The following is an 18114-nucleotide window of genomic DNA, read 5'->3' as shown; positions in this document are numbered from 1 at the left end:
ATGAGTCAAATCGAATGGGATTCCGATGAAGAGGAATCCGAGAAAGGCTTTAACAAAGAATACATGCTTCGCATGATGGGCTATCTTAAGCCCCATAAGAAGACCCTTTCGGTCGTAGCCGTTGTGGTCATCATCTCCATGCTGCTCAGCCTTCTGGAGCCGATGCTCATCCGCTATGCCATCGACGAAGGGATGACCAAGAAGAACATGTCGGTCATTCACATCTTCGCGATCTCGGTCTTCGCCATCCGCTTCATCTCCTTCTTCCTGCAGCGGATTCAGATACGCAAGGTGAACTACACGGGTCAACGCATCCTCTTTGAAATCCGGCAGCAGCTCTTCGACCACCTGCAGACGCTCTCCTTCCGGTTCTTCGACGGCCGCCCGGCCGGCAAGATTATGTCCCGTGTAACGAATGACACGAATGCCATCGGCGAGCTGATCAACGGCGGCCTCGTGACGATCATCATGGAGCTGACCCACCTGGTCGGGATCGTCGTGATCCTGCTCTATTGGGATTGGAAGCTCGCGCTCATGGCGTTCACCGTGCTTCCGTTTCTCGTTCTGCTGGTTACCGGGTTCCGCACTCGCATTGAGAGCGCCTGGACCCGGTCTCGCAAGACGATGTCCGCGATCAACGGCAACCTGAACGAGACCATTCAAGGGGTGCGCGTGATCCAGGCTTTCTCTCGCGCGGGGACGAACAACAAAAAGTTTGCTGACATTAACAATCGCAACCGATTGGCCTTCATGCGCGCCGTCAAGCTGGAGCTCACCGTATGGCCGCTTGTCGAGCTGATCGGAATGCTCGGTACGGTCATCGTCCTCTGGTATGGTGCTAGCCGCGTCATTTCAGGCGAATTAACCGTTGGCTTTATCGTGGCCTTCATCAACTACCTATGGCGCTTCTGGGGACCGCTGTCGGCGCTCTCCAAGGTGTACAGCCAGCTGCTGTCCGCCATGGCCTCCGCCGAACGGATCTTCGAAATCCTGGACACAGAGCCGGAGATCAAGGACAAAGCCGATGCGCGGGAGATGCCTGCCATCCAAGGTCATGTCGTGTTCGAGAATGTGAAATTCCGTTACGAGCCGAACAAGCCGGATGTGATCAAGGGACTCCACTTCGAAGCAAAGCCGGGTGAGCGAATCGCCATCGTCGGCCCAACCGGAGCTGGCAAGAGCACGATTGTGAACCTGCTGATGCGGTTCTACGATCCGAGTGAAGGACGCGTGCTTATCGATGGAATCGATCTGACCGATGTGACCCTGCCCTCCCTGCGGAACCAGATGGGGATCGTCCTGCAGGACTCCTTCATCTTCTCGGGAACGATTGAAGAGAACCTCCGCTACGGGAAAAAGGACGCAACCGACGAAGAGCTAAAGCTCGCAGCGGCCAGCGTTCGCGTTGATCGGATAGCCAATCGCTTCCCGGAAGGGTTCCAAACACAGGTCGAGGAACGCGGCTCCAAGCTGTCGGTGGGTCAACGCCAGCTGCTCGCCTTCGGTCGGGTGCTTCTCGCCAATCCGCGCATTCTTATCCTTGATGAAGCTACCTCCAGTGTAGATACCGAGACGGAGCAGCACATTCAAGATGCGTTGGACACCCTTTTGGAAGGGCGTACCTCCTTCATCATCGCCCACCGCCTTTCCACGATCCGCAGTGCCGATAAGATTCTCGTCATTCGAGACGGAGAGATCGCCGAGAGCGGCAATCATGACGAGCTGCTCAAGCACCGGGGAATCTACGCCAATCTCTATTACACCCAGTTCGCCATGCAGCAAAAACTAGCCCAGCGTGCCGTCGGGAACGAGTAAAGGTCCGCCGCCGCATGAGCTGGTTCGTCAAAAAGGGCTTCCGCCAATTGGCGGAAGCCCTTTGCATCTCTCTGATTCTGTCGAAGAACTCTGCTGCTTTCCAAGCGTAAGACAGTGCTCGACGTTCTGTCGGTTCCTGCGCTTTCCCGGGAAAAGTCAGCCCCTCGTTCTTCTCTACGGATCTCCGAATATCGGTTCGCGAACCTTACGTGACCACTACAACGAGGCTGCGATAATGGGAGCTGCGCTCTCATGACCAAGTACGGCTTGATCCGTGTAACGGAGCTTCGCCCCAAGCTGATTGAAGAGCGTGATCACGTCCTCATAGCCGCGCTCAATGTGTTCCGTACCGGCGATCAGGGTCGTTCCCTCTGCCACAAGTCCAGCCATGATGAGTGAGGTTCCCGCTCGCACATCGGATGCCTGCACGATCGCTCCCGTGAGCGGCATGCCGCCTTGAATGAAAGCGGAGCCGCGTCTGACATCGATGTGAGCTCCCATCTTCTTCAATTGGGGCACATGACTAAAGCGGTTCGGGTAGACCTTCTCCGTGACGATGCTGCGACCAGGAGCTCTCAACAGAAGAGCTGTTAATGGCTGCTGCAAGTCCGTAGCAAAGGCGGGGTACATGCCCGTACGCACGCGGGTCGCACGCAGCGGAACATCGCCGTAAGCCGTGATGCAGTTGTCTCCGATCTCAATCTCAAGCCCGATTTCGCGCATCTTGGCGATGGCGCTGCCCAGATGCTCAGGAATCACGTCTTCGACCGTCACGGTTCCGCGGGTTAACCCCGCTGCCATCAGGAAAGCGCCAGCAATAAGCCGGTCGGGGATGACCGTATACTCGACCGCACTCAAGTGCTTCACGCCCTCAATGCGGATGGTATCGGTCCCCGCCCCGTAGATGCGAGCCCCCATCTGGTTTAACAGATTGGCCGTGTCTACGACCTCCGGGTCCTTGGCGGCGTTGCGAAGCTCGGTTACGCCCTCTGCCGTCGAAGCCGCCAGCAGGGCGTTGATGGTTGCGCCCATTGTGATCATATCGAAATAAATCACGGCACCTTGAAGCTGCTTCGCTTCAACCGTGTAGTAGCCTTCCGCGAAGGTAAACACCGCACCAAGCGCTTCAAGCGCTTTGATGTGCTGGTCAATCGGACGCGAAACGAAGTTGTCTCCGCCGGGATAACCGATCGTCACCTTGCCCATCTTGCCGAGCAAAGCTCCGACAAAGTAGTAGGAAGCCCGATAAGAGGAGGTTTTCTCCCGATTCAGGTCACTTGAGTTCATGCGAGAGGAATCCACGACCACATCGCGATTCAGCTCGCGCACCATCGTGATGCCGATTCCGGCCATAATCTCTTCAATGTAGCGAAAATCCAAAATATTCGGAATCCCCTTCAGTCTTACGGGACCATCTGCCATGCAGGCTGCCGCCAGCAAGGCAAGGGAACTATTCTTTGAACCTGACACTTTCACGCTTCCGTTGAGCGGCCCAGACGGACCGACTTCGATGAACTTCATCTCGGCTGCCTCCCCCCGATTTTCACGGACGATATGCTCTTATCTGTATTGGCCAAATGCTGTGAGTTTAATCCTGGAGCGTGTTTGGCAACACGCCTGCGTCTCTACCGATTTCCGAACGGACATCCTCACGAAAGCGTCCGACAGGGACATTATTCGTCCCAGCACACACCGTTCAAACCCACTTGGTGCGTACCGCCGCTTTTATGTAAAGGCTAGTCTGTTCCTCCTGTTTCCTATCACTATGGGAACGCCGCTTGTTACGGCTTATCATTCTATTGTTACCTCAGCTTGAGACAGTCGAATCACATCACCCTCGTGAGGTGGAGCGAGATTAGGAAATCCATTACCAAAAACTCAGCATTTAGCTTACCACATTTTTATATCGGGGGGAATGAGGAATTGGTTCATTCGACAATATTTTTTGTTTCTTCTGTCCGAAGGGTCCGTTTGCGCTCCACTTCAACCGTGAGGAAGTCATCTGCGTAATCCGTAGATGGGAAGATTTCACGAGCTTCCTCAAGCAATACGTGCTCCTCTCCCTGATAGCGGGCGCTCACATGAGTCATGACCAATCGGCGCGCGTTTGCAGCTTTGGCGATCTCGGCCGCTTGGCGAGCCGTTGAATGCCCGTAATCCACGGCCAGATCCTCGCGTTCCTTCGTAAACGTCGCCTCGTGAACGAGAAGGTCGGCATCCTTGCCCAGTCGGATGGCATTGGGATGCGGCCGGGTGTCTCCGATAATCGTTACGATCCTCCCCGGCAACTGCGGGCCGACAAAGCTTCGGCCGTCTACTACCTGACCATCGGGCAGCGTGACGGTCTCCCCTCTCTTTAGGGCGGCAAACAGAGGACCAGCTGGAATTCCGAGCTTCTTCAACGCAGCCGCATCCAATGTTCCCGGTCGATCCTTCTCCCGGATGCGATAGCCGAAGCATTCGATCCGATGATCCACCCTCGCGGCTTCCACCGAAAAGTCAGCATTCTCAAAGATGACGCCTTCCTCAATCTCTACGATCGTTACGGGAGCCTTCATCCGAGATTCACTCAGTCGCAGGGAGGTCTGAATGTACTCCGCAATTCCTTTCGGTCCGTATACCGTAAGCGGCAGCTCTGCTCCATGATTCGAGCGCGTCGACAGCAGACCGGGAATCCCGAAGAGGTGATCCCCGTGAAGGTGCGTCACGAACAGCCGGGTAATCCGGCTCAGGCGAAGCGAAGTTCGCAGCACCTGATGCTGCGTGCCTTCCCCGCAGTCGAACATCCAGGAGACGCCGCATTCCTTTTGCAGGTTAAGAACCATGGAGGTGACGTTGCGAAACTTGGTCGGCGTCCCTGCTCCTGTACCGAGAAAAGTGAGTTCCATATCCCTTCTGTCCGTCCCTTCAGCTGATGTCTAGGGTAACGCGCTCCTCGTACGGATCGCACTGTGCGAGCTTACACCTTTTCCACATTGAAATATTGCGCTTGGCGGTGGGCGAAGACCATCGCGGAAACCGAGGCCTCCGGGTCCATCATATGCCCTTCCGTCAAATGGATGCCGATATCCTCCGGCTTCAAGAGCCGGAACAGCTGCTCCTGATCCTCCAGGTTGGGGCAGGCCGGATAGCCGAACGAGACGCGAATCCCTTGGTAGCGAGCGCCATGCCGCTGTTTCATCGTCATTTCGGCCGGGTCGGGGAATCCCCAGGTGTCCCGCATCATCTGGTGGACACGCTCCGCAAACGATTCAGCAATCTCCAACGCGCAGGCCTGAACAGCGTGAGAACGCAGGTAATCTCCGTTGTTCTTATACCGTTCCGCCAATTCGCGAATACCGTGTCCTGCCGTGACCGTCAAGAACCCGACATAGTCCATGACTCCGCTGTCCACCGACCGCAGATAGTCCGATAGGCACAGATAAGGCTCAACGGCCTGCCTGGGAAAAGAAAACCGTTCCAGCACGCGAGAGGGGTCTTCCGGATCATAGATCAAGATGTCGTCTCCATCCCCTTGAGCAGGGAAGAAGCGATAAATAGCATGCGTGGTGATAAAGCCTTCTTTTTCGGCCTCGGCCAAGATCTCATCAACGGTCTCCTTGAGCTGTACGGCTTTGGGATCCCCTTCTTTGAGCTTCTTCTCCACTGATCCCCGGATACCGAGATGGTGCCCGAGCAGCATCTCCCAGTTCACATAGGGAATGAGATAAGGCAGCGGATAGTTGCGCAGCAGATGCCGTTCCAAATCAGGAGGCGTGAATACAGCGGCTTCCCGGTCAATGGTCGTATTCCGAGCGCGGGTAAGCACGATGCCCTCGGTACTGCTCTTTCCGGAATCCTGGACGAAGGAAGCCTTCGCTTCTCTCAGCTCTTGTACGAGCTGCTCGCGCTTCTCGGAATCGGTGAGCCGGTTGGCGAGATCGAGGCCTTCCATCGCATCCTTGGCGTAGAGCACCATTCCTTCATATTCGGGTTGAATGCGGGTTTTCGTAAATTTACGGGTGAGTGCCGCCCCGCCAACCATGATCGGCGCATCGATTCCCGCTGCTTTCAAGTCCTGGGCCGTAAGAACCATCTGCTGAGCGGATTTGACCAGCAATCCTGAAAGGCCGATGACGTCCGGCTTTTGCTCCCGGTAGGCATCGATGATCTGCTCCGGCGGCACTTTAATGCCCAAGTTCACGATCTTGTAACCGTTGTTGGATAGGATGATCTCAACCAGGTTTTTGCCGATGTCGTGAACGTCTCCCTTTACCGTGGCGAGCAGTACCTTGCCTTTGACGGCGCTGTCCTTCTTCTCCATGTACGGCTCAAGGTAAGCGACCGACGCCTTCATGACCTCTGCCGACTGGAGCACCTCCGCCACAATCAGTTCATTGTTGTTGAACAGGCGGCCGACCTCCTCCATCCCCTTCATCAACGGGCCGTTAATGACTTCGAGAGGAGAATACTTCTTGAGCGCTTCATCAAGATCCGGAGTAAGGCCATCTTTGGACCCTTCCACTACATAACCAGCTAGGCGCTCTTCGAGGGTAAGATTGGAGACCTGAATGACCTTCTCCACCTTCTTGCCACGGAAGGCTGCCACAAAATCAGCCAGGGTATCATCATTGGTTCGGAAAATTAAATCCTCCGCCAGCTTCCGCTCTTCCTCGGGAATGGAGGCATACCGCTCCAGCTTCTCGGTATTCACGATCGCATAATCGAGCCCAGCCTTCGTGCAGTGGTACAGGAAGACGGCATTGAGCACTTCCCGCCCTGCTTCGGGCAAGCCAAAGGAAACGTTAGACAGACCCAATATCGTCTGGCAGTGCGGCATCGCCTCTTTGATCAGACGAATGCCTTCGATGGTTTCACCTGCAGAACCAATATATTGCTGATCTCCGGTGCCTACGGGGAATACCAAAGGATCGAAGATGATGTCCTCTTCCTTCAAGCCGTACTTGTTCACCAGCAGATCCCGGGAACGGATGGCTACATCCACTTTATCCTTAGCCGTGATCGCTTGACCTCGTTCATCGATAGTGCCCACAACGACCGATGCGCCGAAACGATGAATCACCGGGACAACCTGGTGGAATTTCTCTTCCCCGTCCTCCAGGTTAATGGAGTTAATGATTGATTTGCCCTGGGTGTAGGTCAAGGCAAGCTCCAGTACTTTGGGATCGGTTGTATCGATCATGAGCGGGACCTTCACCTTCTTGACGACAAGGGACAGGAATTGCTTCATATCGTCGGCCTCGTCGCGATCCGGGTCCTGTAAGCAAACGTCGATGACATGCGCCCCTTTTTTCACCTGGGCGCGTGCAATTTCGGAAGCCTCTTCGTATTTTCCTTCGGCGATCATGCGCTTGAATTTCCGCGAACCCAGCACGTTCGTCCGTTCCCCAACCAGATACGGCCGACCATCCGGTTCAATGTACACGGTATCGATCCCTGATACTGCGGGGGAGTGGTTCCCTGGATTGGAGCGCGGAGTATAGGCCGACAAGGCGTCGGCCATCGCCCGGATATGATCGGGGGTGGTTCCGCAGCAGCCGCCGGCAATATTCAGCCAGCCCTGCTCGGCAAAGCCCGCCATCTTCCTCGCAAGGGAATCCGGCGACTCATGATAGTGGCCGTCCTCGTCGGGCAGGCCGGCATTGGGATAACAGCTTACGGCGCTGTGGGAGATCTGCGAGAGCGTCCGAATGTGATCGCGCATAAACTCGGGACCGGTGGCACAATTCAGGCCCACCGAAATCGGCTTCAGATGTTCCAGAGAAATATAGAACGACTCGATGGATTGCCCGGCCAACGTTGTTCCCATCGGCTCGATGGTACCGGATATCATAATCGGCAGCTCTTGCCCCGCCGTATGCATGGCTCGACGGACGGCAATGCTTGCCGCTTTTACATTCAATGTATCCTGGGAGGTTTCGATCAGAATGGCATCCACTCCGCATTCGATGAGGGCGATGGTCTGCTCGAAATAGCTTTCCTCCAGCTGTTCAAAGGTTACTCCGCCCGTTACAGACAGGGTCTTGGTTGTCGGTCCCAGAGCCCCGGCCACATAACGCGGCCAATCCGGAGTCGAGAACTTGGCTGCGGCTTCAACGGCAAGACGGGCCGCTTCCCGATTGATCTCATCCGCTTTTTCCGGAATGTCGTACTCGGCCAAAACCACGCTCGTCGCCCCAAAGGTGTTCGTCTCCAGGATGTCGGCTCCCGCCTCCAAATAAGCTTCATGAATGCGGGCAATGACGTCCGGGCGAGTGAGAACCAGCATCTCATTACAGCCTTCCAGCTCTACTCCGCCAAAGTCTTCAGGCGTCAAGGGCTCGCGTTGGATCATGGTTCCCATTGCGCCGTCTAGTATCAAGATCTTCTTCGTCATCTGTTGCTGCAAAGACGGTTTCTCCACGTTCCTACTCCCTTCGCCTTAACATGTGATCCAAACCCGCAGAAACGCCGTACGAGAATCATTACTCTCGCACCCTTCGAATGGGATCACATGTCTTCCACCGATTGTCATCAAAAAGGTAATCAAAGTGTACCAGAATTCATGCGGGAACAAAAGAGTTCCCCCACGAGGTTACGTTGTCTCTCGCGCTATCGACTCCACAAGCTCTGGCAGCCATTCCGAAAGCGTAAGGAAGGGAAATCCGGCTTTGCTTCCTTTCTCATTGGAAGCGGTCCACGTGTTTGCGACCCCAAAGGGCGACATGTCCTCCTTCTCCGTCTCCGAAGCGAGCACCGCTTTCTTGCCGACCGCCAACTCGATCCAGCCGAGCAGGGTTTCCAGGGCAACAGTTCCGGTTGAGCAGGCATTGAATGGCCCCGTTAGCAAGGGATCGGCTTGCCAGCGAAGGAATCGCGCGGCTTCGTCGGACCGGATGAAGACCATCTCGGCTTCCACATTCGGTATTCCGATGGTTTGCTCGCGCGCAATGTGTTCCACATGGAAGTGAAGCCTGCGGGTATAATCGTCGGTGCCGAGTACAATGGGGAAGCGAATCATGCTTACCGGAAAGGGAGCCTTTTGCGCAAAGACGGCTTCAGCCAGTCGTTTGCCTTCTCCATAGGCGAAGTCATGACGAGACCCCTTTTGCAGGGGATAAGAGTACGGGTCAAACACCTTTTCGGGGATCAAGGCTCCCCCCTCATAGACACTCATGCTGGATGTGAACACATACTTGCCTACCCGGTCCTTGAAGAGATCACAGGCATCCTGCGCCGAATCGGGAGAGTAGCAAATGTTGTCATAAACCACATCCCACTCCCCAGTGCCCAGTCCCGCTTCCAGCGAATTCCGGTTCTCCCGATCCAGTTGAATCCGGTTCACCTGATCTCCGAAAGGATCGGAGGTTTGCCCTCTCGTCGCAATCGTGGTTTCAACACCGTTTGCCAGCAAGAGCTCCACGAGCCGTTTTCCAAAAAACCGCGTCCCGCCTAGTACCAATGCCCTCGTCATGTCAAATCCCCCTATTCATCGTCATCGTTATGATGGTTGTGAAAAAGCGAACCTCCGCTCCTCGCATGGAGAGAGATTCGCCCTGGATTGGTTATTTCGGTTCCTTGTCTTTCCGATCTTGCAGAATAGCGAGCAGCTCCCGCAGACGAGTGATTTCATAAGTAGGCAGAGCGTCCGCGCCAGCCGATGTTGCTCCATGCGCATTGATCCAGACATTGGGCATGCCGATCTTGCTCGAACCGAGAATGTCCGTCGTCAGCTTATCTCCTACCATGATGCCTTCCTCCGGAAGGATGTCCAGCAGTTGGATTGCCTTGTGGAAGATAGCCGGTGAGGGCTTGCCTTCTCCAAAATCGCCGGAGATGAGAATGTGGTCAAAATAACCCGCGAGCTGCGGAAGGCCTGCAATTTTCTCTTGCTGAAGATCTGGGGCCCCGTTTGTGAGCAAAAGCAGCTTGTACCGCCCCTTTAACTCGTCCAGCACCTCAAATGTCTCTTCATAAGCGAGAGGTCTTGCTCTCCGTTCCTGCGGGAATCGTTCCGCCAGCTCTGCGCCTAGTTCTTCGGGGTGTTCGACGCCAACGGCTCGAAGGCCTCTTGTCCATGCCTCCATCCGATAGCCGGGAGCGAGCTGCTGCAGCTTGCGGAAGCTCTCATGCTCACCGCCGCTGAACGTCGCCCATAGGGCTTCGAAGGGGTTAATTCCGATCATCTTGGTGAAAGGGAACGTCTCGTACGATTCGTACAAGGCTCTTGCCTCACGACGTACCTCCGCCTCCAGTTGGTCGGGGGTTATCCCCGGCACCTTCTCCGCAGCATAAACGCACGTAGCTTCAAACGCGTCCTTCACACTTCGCTCATCCCAGAGCAAGGTATCATCCAGATCAAACAGAACCGCCTTCGTCCCCATCCCATTCTACCCCCGTTTTAAGACTGGTTATCCACCAACGCGATTTGGTTATCCGCTGCGAATTCACGAAGCCTCACCGAGACATTTGCAATCGGGAACCAATGGGTTACCTTCGTATACACCCAACGTTTCTTTTTCGTCTTCAGCCGAATGACCACCGCATTCTTCATCAATTGAATCTCTTCAATATCGGATGCGGACGCCGTTTGGAAGCTGGCAAAGCGTCGAGAGGTAATCGACGTGCGGCCGATGGCGAGCGTCGGACGATTCATGAACAAGAGCAAGACCGCAAGCAGGATATAGACGAGGAACGTGATGAGGTTCCCTCTCGTCATGGCATCCTGCTGAATGAACATGACAATGTTCAGAATCGTGATGATGATCAGAAAGAAAGGCAGCATCCAGTTCATGCCCTTGAAGGATTGCTTCACTTCTTTTCCCTTCACCGATACAGGAGCCAGCCCATCCTTCTTGCGTTTGGCATTGATCGTTTTTTGATTCTTCTCCACCATACGTTCCCACTTACGGGACATTGTTCTCTTCATCCTCTACAAATTTAATGGATTCCAGCTGATATCTCATGGACTTCTTGAACGCGTCAATATAGATACGGCGAAGCGCGTTGCGCTCCTCCAGTTCTTCGTCCGTCAGCCCTTCTGTTTTGGCTTTACGCGCCAGCTCATTAATGCGGGCGATCGTATCGTCCATGCTCATGAAAGCACCTCCCCTGATGCGAGTATCTCTATTACTTTGCCATTCGAGCAATGCCTTGTCAAGCGGAGCCGACACGCCCAACGGACAGACTTGGCTAAACAAAAAAAGCAGGTCCTCTCCACTTGCACAGTTGGAGATGCCCGCATAATCTCTTCTTCTATATAGGGAATTGGCAAAGGGGGATCACTTCGAATCGGGGAGAATCAACAATTGACCGATCTGAAGCTGGGTCGAGGTTAAGCCGTTCACGTCTTTGATTTCCTGAAGGTAGGACCGAATGGAACGGCCCTCCGAATATTTGTTCGCGATGGCCCACAAGGTCTCTCCCGGGGCTACGTCAATGATGCGGCGACCTAGGGCCTTCTCTTCTAATGAGGGTTCCTGTGCAGGCTGTCCTTGCTGATAGAAGGCTCCTGTCCCCATGTGACGGCCTGCTGCCGCATTATCCGCCGTGGCATACGCCGTTACCAGGAAACCGCTGAACAACGAGAACACGATCAGCAGTCCAAGAATGAAGGCTCTCGAAACAAATGCTTGGGGCTTGTCAGCCGTATGAGTGCTTCCGGTTTGGCGCGTGTTCTTGAAGCGGCTCGAACCCATTCCTCTTCGGTTCCCTGCCTGACCAGAGCCATCATTTCTTCTCACCGTCTTCATCGACTCAACCGGTTCACAATAGTACATAACACTCATCGCTCATCAACCTCCAAACATTTGTTCTGCTTTTACTATAACGCGAACACATGTTCATGTCAACGCAGAAAACGAACTTATGTTTGTACGAACCCCTATTCTATGGTATACTTTCCTTAATTAATTCCCTCATGGAGTGATAAACGTGACGAAGCTATCGGGCCGCCAGCAGGCCATTCTTGAATTCATCCGCAACGAAGTCCGCGCCAAAGGATATCCGCCCTCCGTCCGCGAAATCGGAGAGGCAGTCGGGCTCGCGTCCAGCTCCACCGTTCACGGTCACCTGGACCGTCTGGAGAAGAAGGGCATGATTCGTCGAGATCCAACGAAGCCTCGCGCTATCGAATTGCTGTCTCCCGGCGATGAAGCGTCTACGCCGTTCTCTTATTCCGTCGCTCGCGTTCCTTTAATCGGCAAGGTAACCGCGGGGGTACCGATCACCGCTACCGAGAACATTGAAGATTACTTCCCTCTACCCAATCATGTGGTAGGCGATCATACGGTGTTCATGCTGACCGTTCAAGGAAGCAGCATGATCGATGCCGGTATTCATGACGGAGATTACGTCATCGTCCGTCAACAGAGCACCGCGAACAACGGCGATATCGTCGTCGCCATGAATGAAGACGACGAAGCAACCGTGAAGAGCTTCTACAAAGAGAGGGATTACATACGCCTTCAGCCGCATAACCCGACGATGCAGCCGATCCTGCTCAAGAATGTCTCCATTCTCGGCAAAGTCATCGGCGTTTACCGGGACATCCATTAAGAGAAGGCAGACACCGAATCAGCCAAGTCCAGCCTCTTCCACAGCATGATGCTTGCATGTGGAAGAGGCTGTTTTCTATTCTTGGGCTCAATTCTACAGAAAGCAGGTGCTTCATGAGCACAACCAACGGAGTCAGCTCTTCCTTCCAGACCTTTCTACGGGAGGCCCCGAATCATCAGGCTGCCTGGATGGAGGCCGTTCACAAGCTTGGGACCGCAAGCAGCCTCGATCCCAAAACCGAGGAGCTCGCTTACCTCGCCGTCCTCGCGGCCGTCCGCATGGAGAGCGGAATTCCCTTTCACGTCAGCCATGCGAAATCGCTGGGAGCAAGCCGTGATGAAATCATCAGCGCCATCCTAATCGGACTTCCCGCTGTCGGACAAAGTGTCATTCAAGCTTTGCCCGCTGCACTCGCCGCCTATGACCGCGAGGAGTAACAAGGAGGCCCTCGAGTCATGCCTGGCATGACTTGAGGGCCTTTTCTCTTGGCTTTCGCCTTGGATAATCGCTATAATCAGAGAAGCGATTCCAAGAACGGGAGGAACATCAATGATTCTGCAAAAGGGAGATACTCTGTTTCGCCAGGGGGAGTCCGGTCCTCTCTACCACATCAAAAGCGGCATGCTCAAGATTGTCCGCGTACATGAGGATGGAAGCCAGCTTTTGGTTAACGTCATTGTACCCCACGAAATTATTCCGCATCATTCCTTAATCAGCCCAAACCCCTATTATGGAACGGCCCTAGCGCTCACGACCTGCGAGATCGAAGTTCTGTCGAACAAGGAATGGTACCGGGGCTTGGAGGAAGATCCCGAACGGTTTCGAGCGATTGCCCTGCAGCTGCAGCTCAAGCTTCAAATGATGCAGCAGCGAATCGATCAATTAACCGAGGTATCCCCCGCCGCCCGTCTGAATCGGCTTCAAGAATGGTTTGACGCGTATATTCAACCGGCTTCCCTCACAGACCTGCTCACGCAGGGCGAGATCGGACAGATCATCGGGCTGCGACGCGAAACCGTCAATCGGCTTATGCGAAATCCCCGTCGCTGATTACGACAGAATCCGTTTTTGACCCGTGAGCTTTTGCAGAGGACCGATATCCTGGGTAAATTCCAGTGTTCCCAAGTAACGACCATCTTCTGCGCGTACAGCGAAATACTGAATATGGACAAACCGTTCCCGGAAAGGAATCCAGAAGCTCTCCTCATCCTTCACTCCAGCCTTGAAGTCTGCCAGCAGCTGATTCACGACATGAACGCTTTGCGGCGGATGGCAGTTTTGGACCGTACGGCCGATGACCGCCTTCGTTCTTGCGAAGATGCGATCCTTCCCGTGGGAGAAGTAACGAACCACATCATCCTCATCGATGAACGTGAGATCCACAGGCATGTGATTCAACAGCCCCTCCAGTTGCTCGATGGAAAGACTGCCGGTCGCCATCCGCACTCGGCCTGCTGCATGAGGCAGCTCTGCTTCTTCGGATTCTGCCGCTTCAGCCGGCTCGGGAACTCGTGCCGGGATCCATTCCCGCTCCGGCGCAGTCAAGCAGAACCCGATTTCCGCGCTTTCATGGGCGATCTTCAGCCATTCGTCCTCCGTCAACTTTTCCAAGGACATCGGCAGCAAAATATTCTCTTCCTTGACGATCATCTGGGTCACTTCATTCAGCACTCTTTCCATGAGCCCGTTCAGTTCGGCCGGAGCGGTTTCACCCGTTCTGAGCGCGGCCAATACCTCTTTGATGCCCAGTCGTACCCCGTCATCCACACCCCACATCACTTTCGTCGGTCCGTAGATGCCGTATCTTTCGAGGTAAGGGAACAGCAGATTTTCTTTGCGGCTGTAGTGTTTATCCACATCGTAGAGAAGCGAGAAGTCTTCGATCAGCTTCATCCGAGTCTCCTCGGACGGGTCTTTCAAATACCGATCCCTGTGCAGAGAAATGGTGAACGAGACCAGCCGCTCGATCTCCCGGTTTTCCAGCTTGAAGGTATGCACCGGATGCCCTTGCTGATCCTCTGGATTGGAAGAGCGGTGAATGTCTTCAATCGATCCGTTGAACAAGGCCGCGTGTACGCTGCATAGCCGTTGTACCTCCTCGACAGGAATCCCGTCCTCTTCCATGAGCGCTTGCTCCAGTTCGGAGATTTCGTGAACCGATACAGAGCCGACGGCTTCGTCAAAGCGTCGTTTTACGTCCTCCACTTGTTTTCCATCATGCAAATCCTTTATGATCTCCTTGAGCATTTGCCGGCGCTCCGGGCGCATCGAAGCAGCATGCTCACGATTGTTGATAATTTCGCTCATCATCGTTCCTCCTTCAAGTTTCACTTGATAACGATTCTCATCTCACTTCCTACACTACCAAGTTGAAGGGAACCATCTTGTGATTCAGATCACAACTTGCACACCAAAAAGAGGACAAAATGAAAATGACTCGATCGTGATACGATCCAAGCCCAAAGGAGTGTGATCCCCATGGAAAAGAAAGTGATCGCTCAATACCAAGAGTACCTGGAAGAGAGATTTACCAAGCGCATGTTATTTAAAGAAGCGGATCATGCCGTGTTTGTCCTGAACTTCGGACCCGGCCATACCCTTCCCGAGCATAAACACCCCGGCTCCATCGTGTACATTACCGTCCTCGAAGGCAGCGGCGTTATGACCGTTGCGGGTGAGCCGCATTCCGTCGAGAAGGGTGATCTTTTGCACATTTCCGGTGAGGATACCTTCGCATATGCTGGCAGCTCGAATGAGAAGTCCAGCCTTCTGGTCACCCTTCTGCAGCCGCCTAGCGAGGCATACACTCAGAACGTGTAATCCATCCTTCCCGCTAAATAACGGACATTCCTTTGCTTGGAACAGTCTTTTGGCACATGCAAGCCAAAAGACCGCGCCCGGCATCAGGAATGTCCGTTTTTCTGCATTGGATACATTTACCGCTTCAATCCTGTAAAGCGCCTATGCTATGCTCACAGCGGGGGTGACAGCATGAACAACAAACTATTGATCCCTTTGTATGTTCTCTTCCCTTTGCCGCCCGAATGTCAGCACCTGCTAGTCTCCAGTTTGAGTGCGGTGGCTTCGAGTACCAAGGAACGGGAGCAACTGGCTCCGGCATTGCAGGTATTGAGAGAACACGACATTGCTTCGCTGAGGGACCTGCTGCGGTTAAACTTGTTGGAGTTTGGGGGAGTGTTGGAGAACGATCACGACCTTGAAATCACAACCAAACTCATTCAACGAGCATCTGACCATTCGGACTTCTACTTCGACTTAGAGACGCTAAGAGGGCAACATGTGGCAACGGAGAAGCAAATCGCCATCATGAACCGCCTGCGAAAAATGGGACTGATCGAATAACGGAACGCCTCCTCTGGGGCGTTCTTTTCCTATAGATGGAGAGCAGCAGCTCCCCCCCTCTTTGTACACGCATAATTCATTCAATTCGGGTACACAGTATGGGGCGGAGGTGGACAAGATGAAACGACAAACCCTAATCATGTTGCTCGCGATCAGCCTTATTCTAGTCTTTTCAAACGGCTGCTCAGCAAGAAACATGAGGCCTCAAAGTTATCATTCCGTCGGCCCAATCCCCCAAAATGAGCAAGTTCGTTCCGAATCACACCGTATGCCACACGAACAAACGGGGGTAAAAACAGAAGGCCCCTATATTCGTACACAAGGATATAGAACCCCAGCCTCTTCCGAAAGGGCAGTTGCCGATAAAACCGCGGAACAATTAACCACCGTTAACGGGATCCAGATGGCGACAGCCTTAATCCATGGAAACCATGTGTTGATTGGGTTAGATATACCGAACATGGCACAAGAAAATCAAGCAAAAAACCAGGCAACCCGAATCGTCAAGGGGCTCCATCCGCATTCGCTTGTTCATGTTACGACCGACAAAAATCTGATCATGCGAATTCAAGGCCTTCGAATGCACTTGGAGCCAACGGACGGACAATCTGTCCGTTACTATTCGGACGATGTTGGTATTCTCATCACGGACATTGACCGAATCGAATTCCATTCGTTCCGATAAAAGGGATCTGCCACATCGGCGGTTCCAGCTATCTATATTGCTTTACAATCGCCCCGTCAGCTAAATGAGCTTGCTGGGGCGATTGCTATTCCGCCTCTAAAAAGCAAAGAATCCCTTGGCCCGCATAGGCCAAGGGATTCACTATTCTAGTACAGCGTCATGTAGTGGTCGCGTTCCCATTGGTGAACCTGGGTGCGATACATATCCCATTCGATCTCCTTGAGCTCGAAGAAGTAGGACAAGGCGTGGTCGCCGAGGGCTTCGCAGATCACGTCGTCACGGAGAAGCTCGTTCAGCGCTTCCTTCAGGTCGCCCGGCAAGCTCGGGATGCCTTGATCGATACGCTCGTCCTCCGTCATAACATAGATGTTGCGGTCAACGGGTGCTGGCAATGGGCTCTTGTGCTTGATGCCGTCCAATCCTGCCTTCAGCATAACCGCCATCGTCAGGTAAGGGTTGGCCGCGGGGTCCGGGTTGCGAACCTCGATGCGGGTGCTAAGGCCGCGGGAAGCCGGAATGCGGATCATCGGGCTGCGGTTGCTTGCCGACCAAGCTACGTAACACGGAGCTTCATAGCCGGGAACGAGCCGCTTGTACGAGTTGACCGTCGGGTTGGTGACGGCGGCAAACGAACGAGCATGCTTGAGGATCCCTGCCATGTAATAGCGGGCTTCTTGGCTGAGACCAAGCTTGTCGCTCTCGTCATAGAAGGCGTTCTCCGAGCCGCGGAACAGCGATTGGTGGCAATGCATCCCCGAGCCGTTTACGCCGAAGAGCGGCTTCGGCATGAAGGAAGCATGCAGGCCATGCTGGCGAGCGATCGTCTTAACCACCAGCTTGAAGGTTTGAATCGAATCCGCTGCCTTGAGGGCATCGGCATATTTGAAGTCAATCTCGTGCTGACCGGGAGCCACCTCGTGGTGAGAGGCTTCGATTTCAAAGCCCATTTCCTCCAACGTCAATACGATTTCGCGACGGCAGTTTTCACCGAGGTCCGTAGGAGCCAGATCGAAGTAACCGCCTTGGTCGTTCAGCTCCGTGGTCGGATTTCCCTTCTCGTCAGTCTTGAAGAGGAAGAATTCCGGTTCCGGTCCCACGTTCATCGTCGTGTAGCCCATCTCTTCGGCTTCCTTCAAGGCGCGGCGGAGAATGCCGCGAGGATCGCCAGGGAACGGCGTACCGTCCGGGAGATAAATGTCGCAGATAAGGCGAGCGATGCGATCCTCCGTAACCCAAGGGAAGATCACCCATGTATCGAGATCCGGGTAAAGGTACATGTCAGATTCTTCGATCCGCACGTAGCCTTCGATGGACGAGCCGTCGAACATCATTTTGTTGTCGAGCGCCTTCTCCAACTGGCTTACCGGAATCTCAACGTTCTTGATGGTTCCAAGCAAATCCGTAAATTGAAGGCGGATAAACCGGACGTTCTCTTCCTTCGCAATGCGAAGAATGTCTTCTTTGCTAAATCCTTTGGTCGTCACGAAACCGATTCCTCCCTATGGGTCATTGTACGAAAGAATTGTCCGCCCGGGTGCACAAGGCGGTCCATGAATGCGATCCCAACAATTGACACGGAGACGCCAGGAACGGGCTTCTTCGCTTCCCTGCGGTTACCTGGAAGTCTGCCCTATTCGAGGCAGAGCCTCTCCGTATTCTGCAAATGCATTGAACCTGTCGTAAGGTTGTGCGCAAGTCTCTCCTTCGGGAGAGAA

At 54.1% G+C, this 18114-nt stretch carries 17 protein-coding genes; 7 read left to right on the top strand and 10 right to left on the bottom strand.

Annotated features, from left to right (window positions below; translation table 11 throughout):
* A complete protein-coding gene (locus tag AAFN83_RS03880; protein ID WP_347767198.1) occupies positions 1 to 1815 on the top strand; it encodes an ABC transporter ATP-binding protein in 1815 nt (604 codons plus the stop codon).
* Between the two features lie 216 nt (positions 1816 to 2031).
* On the opposite strand, the gene murA is transcribed toward AAFN83_RS03880, so the two are convergent.
* From murA to AAFN83_RS03840, 8 genes are all read right to left on the bottom strand, one after another.
* The gene (murA, locus tag AAFN83_RS03875; protein WP_347767196.1) at positions 2032 to 3336 is read right to left on the bottom strand and encodes a UDP-N-acetylglucosamine 1-carboxyvinyltransferase; all 1305 of its coding nucleotides are present in this window, start codon (positions 3334 to 3336) and stop codon (positions 2032 to 2034) included.
* 407 nt (positions 3337 to 3743) lie between these two features.
* Positions 3744 to 4703, bottom strand: a complete 960-nt coding sequence (gene rnz, locus AAFN83_RS03870; RefSeq protein WP_347767195.1) for a ribonuclease Z — start codon at positions 4701 to 4703, stop codon at positions 3744 to 3746.
* A 71-nt stretch (positions 4704 to 4774) separates the two neighbouring features.
* A complete protein-coding gene (gene metH / locus AAFN83_RS03865; RefSeq protein ID WP_347767194.1) occupies positions 4775 to 8218 on the bottom strand; it encodes a methionine synthase in 3444 nt (1147 codons plus the stop codon).
* Between the two features lie 171 nt (positions 8219 to 8389).
* Positions 8390 to 9268, bottom strand: coding sequence for an NAD-dependent epimerase/dehydratase family protein (locus AAFN83_RS03860; protein WP_347767192.1), 879 nt, complete (start codon positions 9266 to 9268; stop codon positions 8390 to 8392).
* A gap of 91 nt (positions 9269 to 9359) precedes the next feature.
* Positions 9360 to 10178 (bottom strand): HAD family hydrolase, encoded by an 819-nt coding sequence (locus AAFN83_RS03855; protein WP_347767190.1) that lies wholly within the window; start codon positions 10176 to 10178, stop codon positions 9360 to 9362.
* Positions 10179 to 10195: 17 nt separating this feature from the next.
* On the bottom strand, positions 10196 to 10711 hold the full coding sequence (locus AAFN83_RS03850) for a hypothetical protein (protein WP_347767188.1): 516 nt from the start codon (positions 10709 to 10711) through the stop codon (positions 10196 to 10198).
* Positions 10701 to 10892 (bottom strand): DUF896 domain-containing protein, encoded by a 192-nt coding sequence (locus AAFN83_RS03845; RefSeq protein ID WP_347767186.1) that lies wholly within the window; start codon positions 10890 to 10892, stop codon positions 10701 to 10703. Before AAFN83_RS03845 ends, AAFN83_RS03850 begins: the two co-directional genes overlap by 11 nt.
* Before the next feature lie 183 nt (positions 10893 to 11075).
* Positions 11076 to 11582, bottom strand: a complete 507-nt coding sequence (locus AAFN83_RS03840) for a LysM peptidoglycan-binding domain-containing protein (protein ID WP_347767184.1) — start codon at positions 11580 to 11582, stop codon at positions 11076 to 11078.
* 145 nt (positions 11583 to 11727) lie between these two features.
* Here AAFN83_RS03840 and lexA point away from each other — a divergent pair, with 145 nt between their 5' ends.
* From lexA to AAFN83_RS03825, 3 genes are all read left to right on the top strand, one after another.
* Entirely contained in the window at positions 11728 to 12351 is a 624-nt protein-coding gene (gene lexA, locus AAFN83_RS03835) for a transcriptional repressor LexA (RefSeq protein WP_347767182.1), read from the top strand.
* 113 nt (positions 12352 to 12464) lie between these two features.
* The gene (locus AAFN83_RS03830) at positions 12465 to 12788 is read left to right on the top strand and encodes a carboxymuconolactone decarboxylase family protein (RefSeq protein ID WP_347767181.1); all 324 of its coding nucleotides are present in this window, start codon (positions 12465 to 12467) and stop codon (positions 12786 to 12788) included.
* 112 nt (positions 12789 to 12900) lie between these two features.
* On the top strand, positions 12901 to 13401 hold the full coding sequence (locus AAFN83_RS03825; RefSeq protein ID WP_347767179.1) for a Crp/Fnr family transcriptional regulator: 501 nt from the start codon (positions 12901 to 12903) through the stop codon (positions 13399 to 13401).
* Here the strand turns inward: AAFN83_RS03825 and AAFN83_RS03820 are convergent, their stop codons facing one another.
* Entirely contained in the window at positions 13402 to 14658 is a 1257-nt protein-coding gene (locus tag AAFN83_RS03820) for a DUF438 domain-containing protein (protein WP_347767177.1), read from the bottom strand.
* 171 nt (positions 14659 to 14829) lie between these two features.
* Between AAFN83_RS03820 and AAFN83_RS03815 the strand changes: the two genes are divergently transcribed.
* From AAFN83_RS03815 to AAFN83_RS03805, 3 genes are all read left to right on the top strand, one after another.
* The gene (locus AAFN83_RS03815; RefSeq protein WP_347767176.1) at positions 14830 to 15171 is read left to right on the top strand and encodes a cupin domain-containing protein; all 342 of its coding nucleotides are present in this window, start codon (positions 14830 to 14832) and stop codon (positions 15169 to 15171) included.
* 171 nt (positions 15172 to 15342) lie between these two features.
* The gene (locus tag AAFN83_RS03810) at positions 15343 to 15714 is read left to right on the top strand and encodes a hypothetical protein (protein ID WP_347767175.1); all 372 of its coding nucleotides are present in this window, start codon (positions 15343 to 15345) and stop codon (positions 15712 to 15714) included.
* Between the two features lie 118 nt (positions 15715 to 15832).
* Positions 15833 to 16399 (top strand): YhcN/YlaJ family sporulation lipoprotein, encoded by a 567-nt coding sequence (locus AAFN83_RS03805; RefSeq protein ID WP_347767173.1) that lies wholly within the window; start codon positions 15833 to 15835, stop codon positions 16397 to 16399.
* A gap of 146 nt (positions 16400 to 16545) precedes the next feature.
* Here AAFN83_RS03805 and glnA read toward each other — a convergent pair whose 3' ends face one another.
* A complete protein-coding gene (glnA, locus tag AAFN83_RS03800) occupies positions 16546 to 17883 on the bottom strand; it encodes a type I glutamate--ammonia ligase (RefSeq protein WP_347767172.1) in 1338 nt (445 codons plus the stop codon).
* Between the last annotated feature and the right edge of the window lie 231 nt (positions 17884 to 18114).

The sequence above is a fragment of the Gorillibacterium sp. CAU 1737 genome, assembly GCF_039888655.1.
Classification (GTDB): Bacteria; Bacillota; Bacilli; order Paenibacillales; family NBRC-103111; genus Gorillibacterium.
Note: the sequence above shows the minus strand (reverse complement) of the source record. Positions and strands in the feature narration are given on the sequence as shown.

What these genes read in the sequence shown, in the direction of transcription:
- AAFN83_RS03830 (WP_347767181.1), top strand. Translation starts at nt 12,465, where the DNA reads ATGAGCACAACCAACGGAGTCAGCTCTTCCTTCCAGACCTTTCTACGG.
- AAFN83_RS03845 (WP_347767186.1), bottom strand. Translation starts at nt 10,892, where the DNA reads ATGAGCATGGACGATACGATCGCCCGCATTAATGAGCTGGCGCGTAAA.
- AAFN83_RS03820 (WP_347767177.1), bottom strand. Translation starts at nt 14,658, where the DNA reads ATGAGCGAAATTATCAACAATCGTGAGCATGCTGCTTCGATGCGCCCG.
- AAFN83_RS03805 (WP_347767173.1), top strand. Translation starts at nt 15,833, where the DNA reads ATGAAACGACAAACCCTAATCATGTTGCTCGCGATCAGCCTTATTCTA.
- murA (WP_347767196.1), bottom strand. Translation starts at nt 3,336, where the DNA reads ATGAAGTTCATCGAAGTCGGTCCGTCTGGGCCGCTCAACGGAAGCGTG.
- AAFN83_RS03860 (WP_347767192.1), bottom strand. Translation starts at nt 9,268, where the DNA reads ATGACGAGGGCATTGGTACTAGGCGGGACGCGGTTTTTTGGAAAACGG.
- AAFN83_RS03880 (WP_347767198.1), top strand. Translation starts at nt 1, where the DNA reads ATGAGTCAAATCGAATGGGATTCCGATGAAGAGGAATCCGAGAAAGGC.
- AAFN83_RS03850 (WP_347767188.1), bottom strand. Translation starts at nt 10,711, where the DNA reads ATGTCCCGTAAGTGGGAACGTATGGTGGAGAAGAATCAAAAAACGATC.
- rnz (WP_347767195.1), bottom strand. Translation starts at nt 4,703, where the DNA reads ATGGAACTCACTTTTCTCGGTACAGGAGCAGGGACGCCGACCAAGTTT.
- AAFN83_RS03840 (WP_347767184.1), bottom strand. Translation starts at nt 11,582, where the DNA reads ATGAGTGTTATGTACTATTGTGAACCGGTTGAGTCGATGAAGACGGTG.
- AAFN83_RS03825 (WP_347767179.1), top strand. Translation starts at nt 12,901, where the DNA reads ATGATTCTGCAAAAGGGAGATACTCTGTTTCGCCAGGGGGAGTCCGGT.
- AAFN83_RS03855 (WP_347767190.1), bottom strand. Translation starts at nt 10,178, where the DNA reads ATGGGGACGAAGGCGGTTCTGTTTGATCTGGATGATACCTTGCTCTGG.
- AAFN83_RS03810 (WP_347767175.1), top strand. Translation starts at nt 15,343, where the DNA reads ATGAACAACAAACTATTGATCCCTTTGTATGTTCTCTTCCCTTTGCCG.
- AAFN83_RS03815 (WP_347767176.1), top strand. Translation starts at nt 14,830, where the DNA reads ATGGAAAAGAAAGTGATCGCTCAATACCAAGAGTACCTGGAAGAGAGA.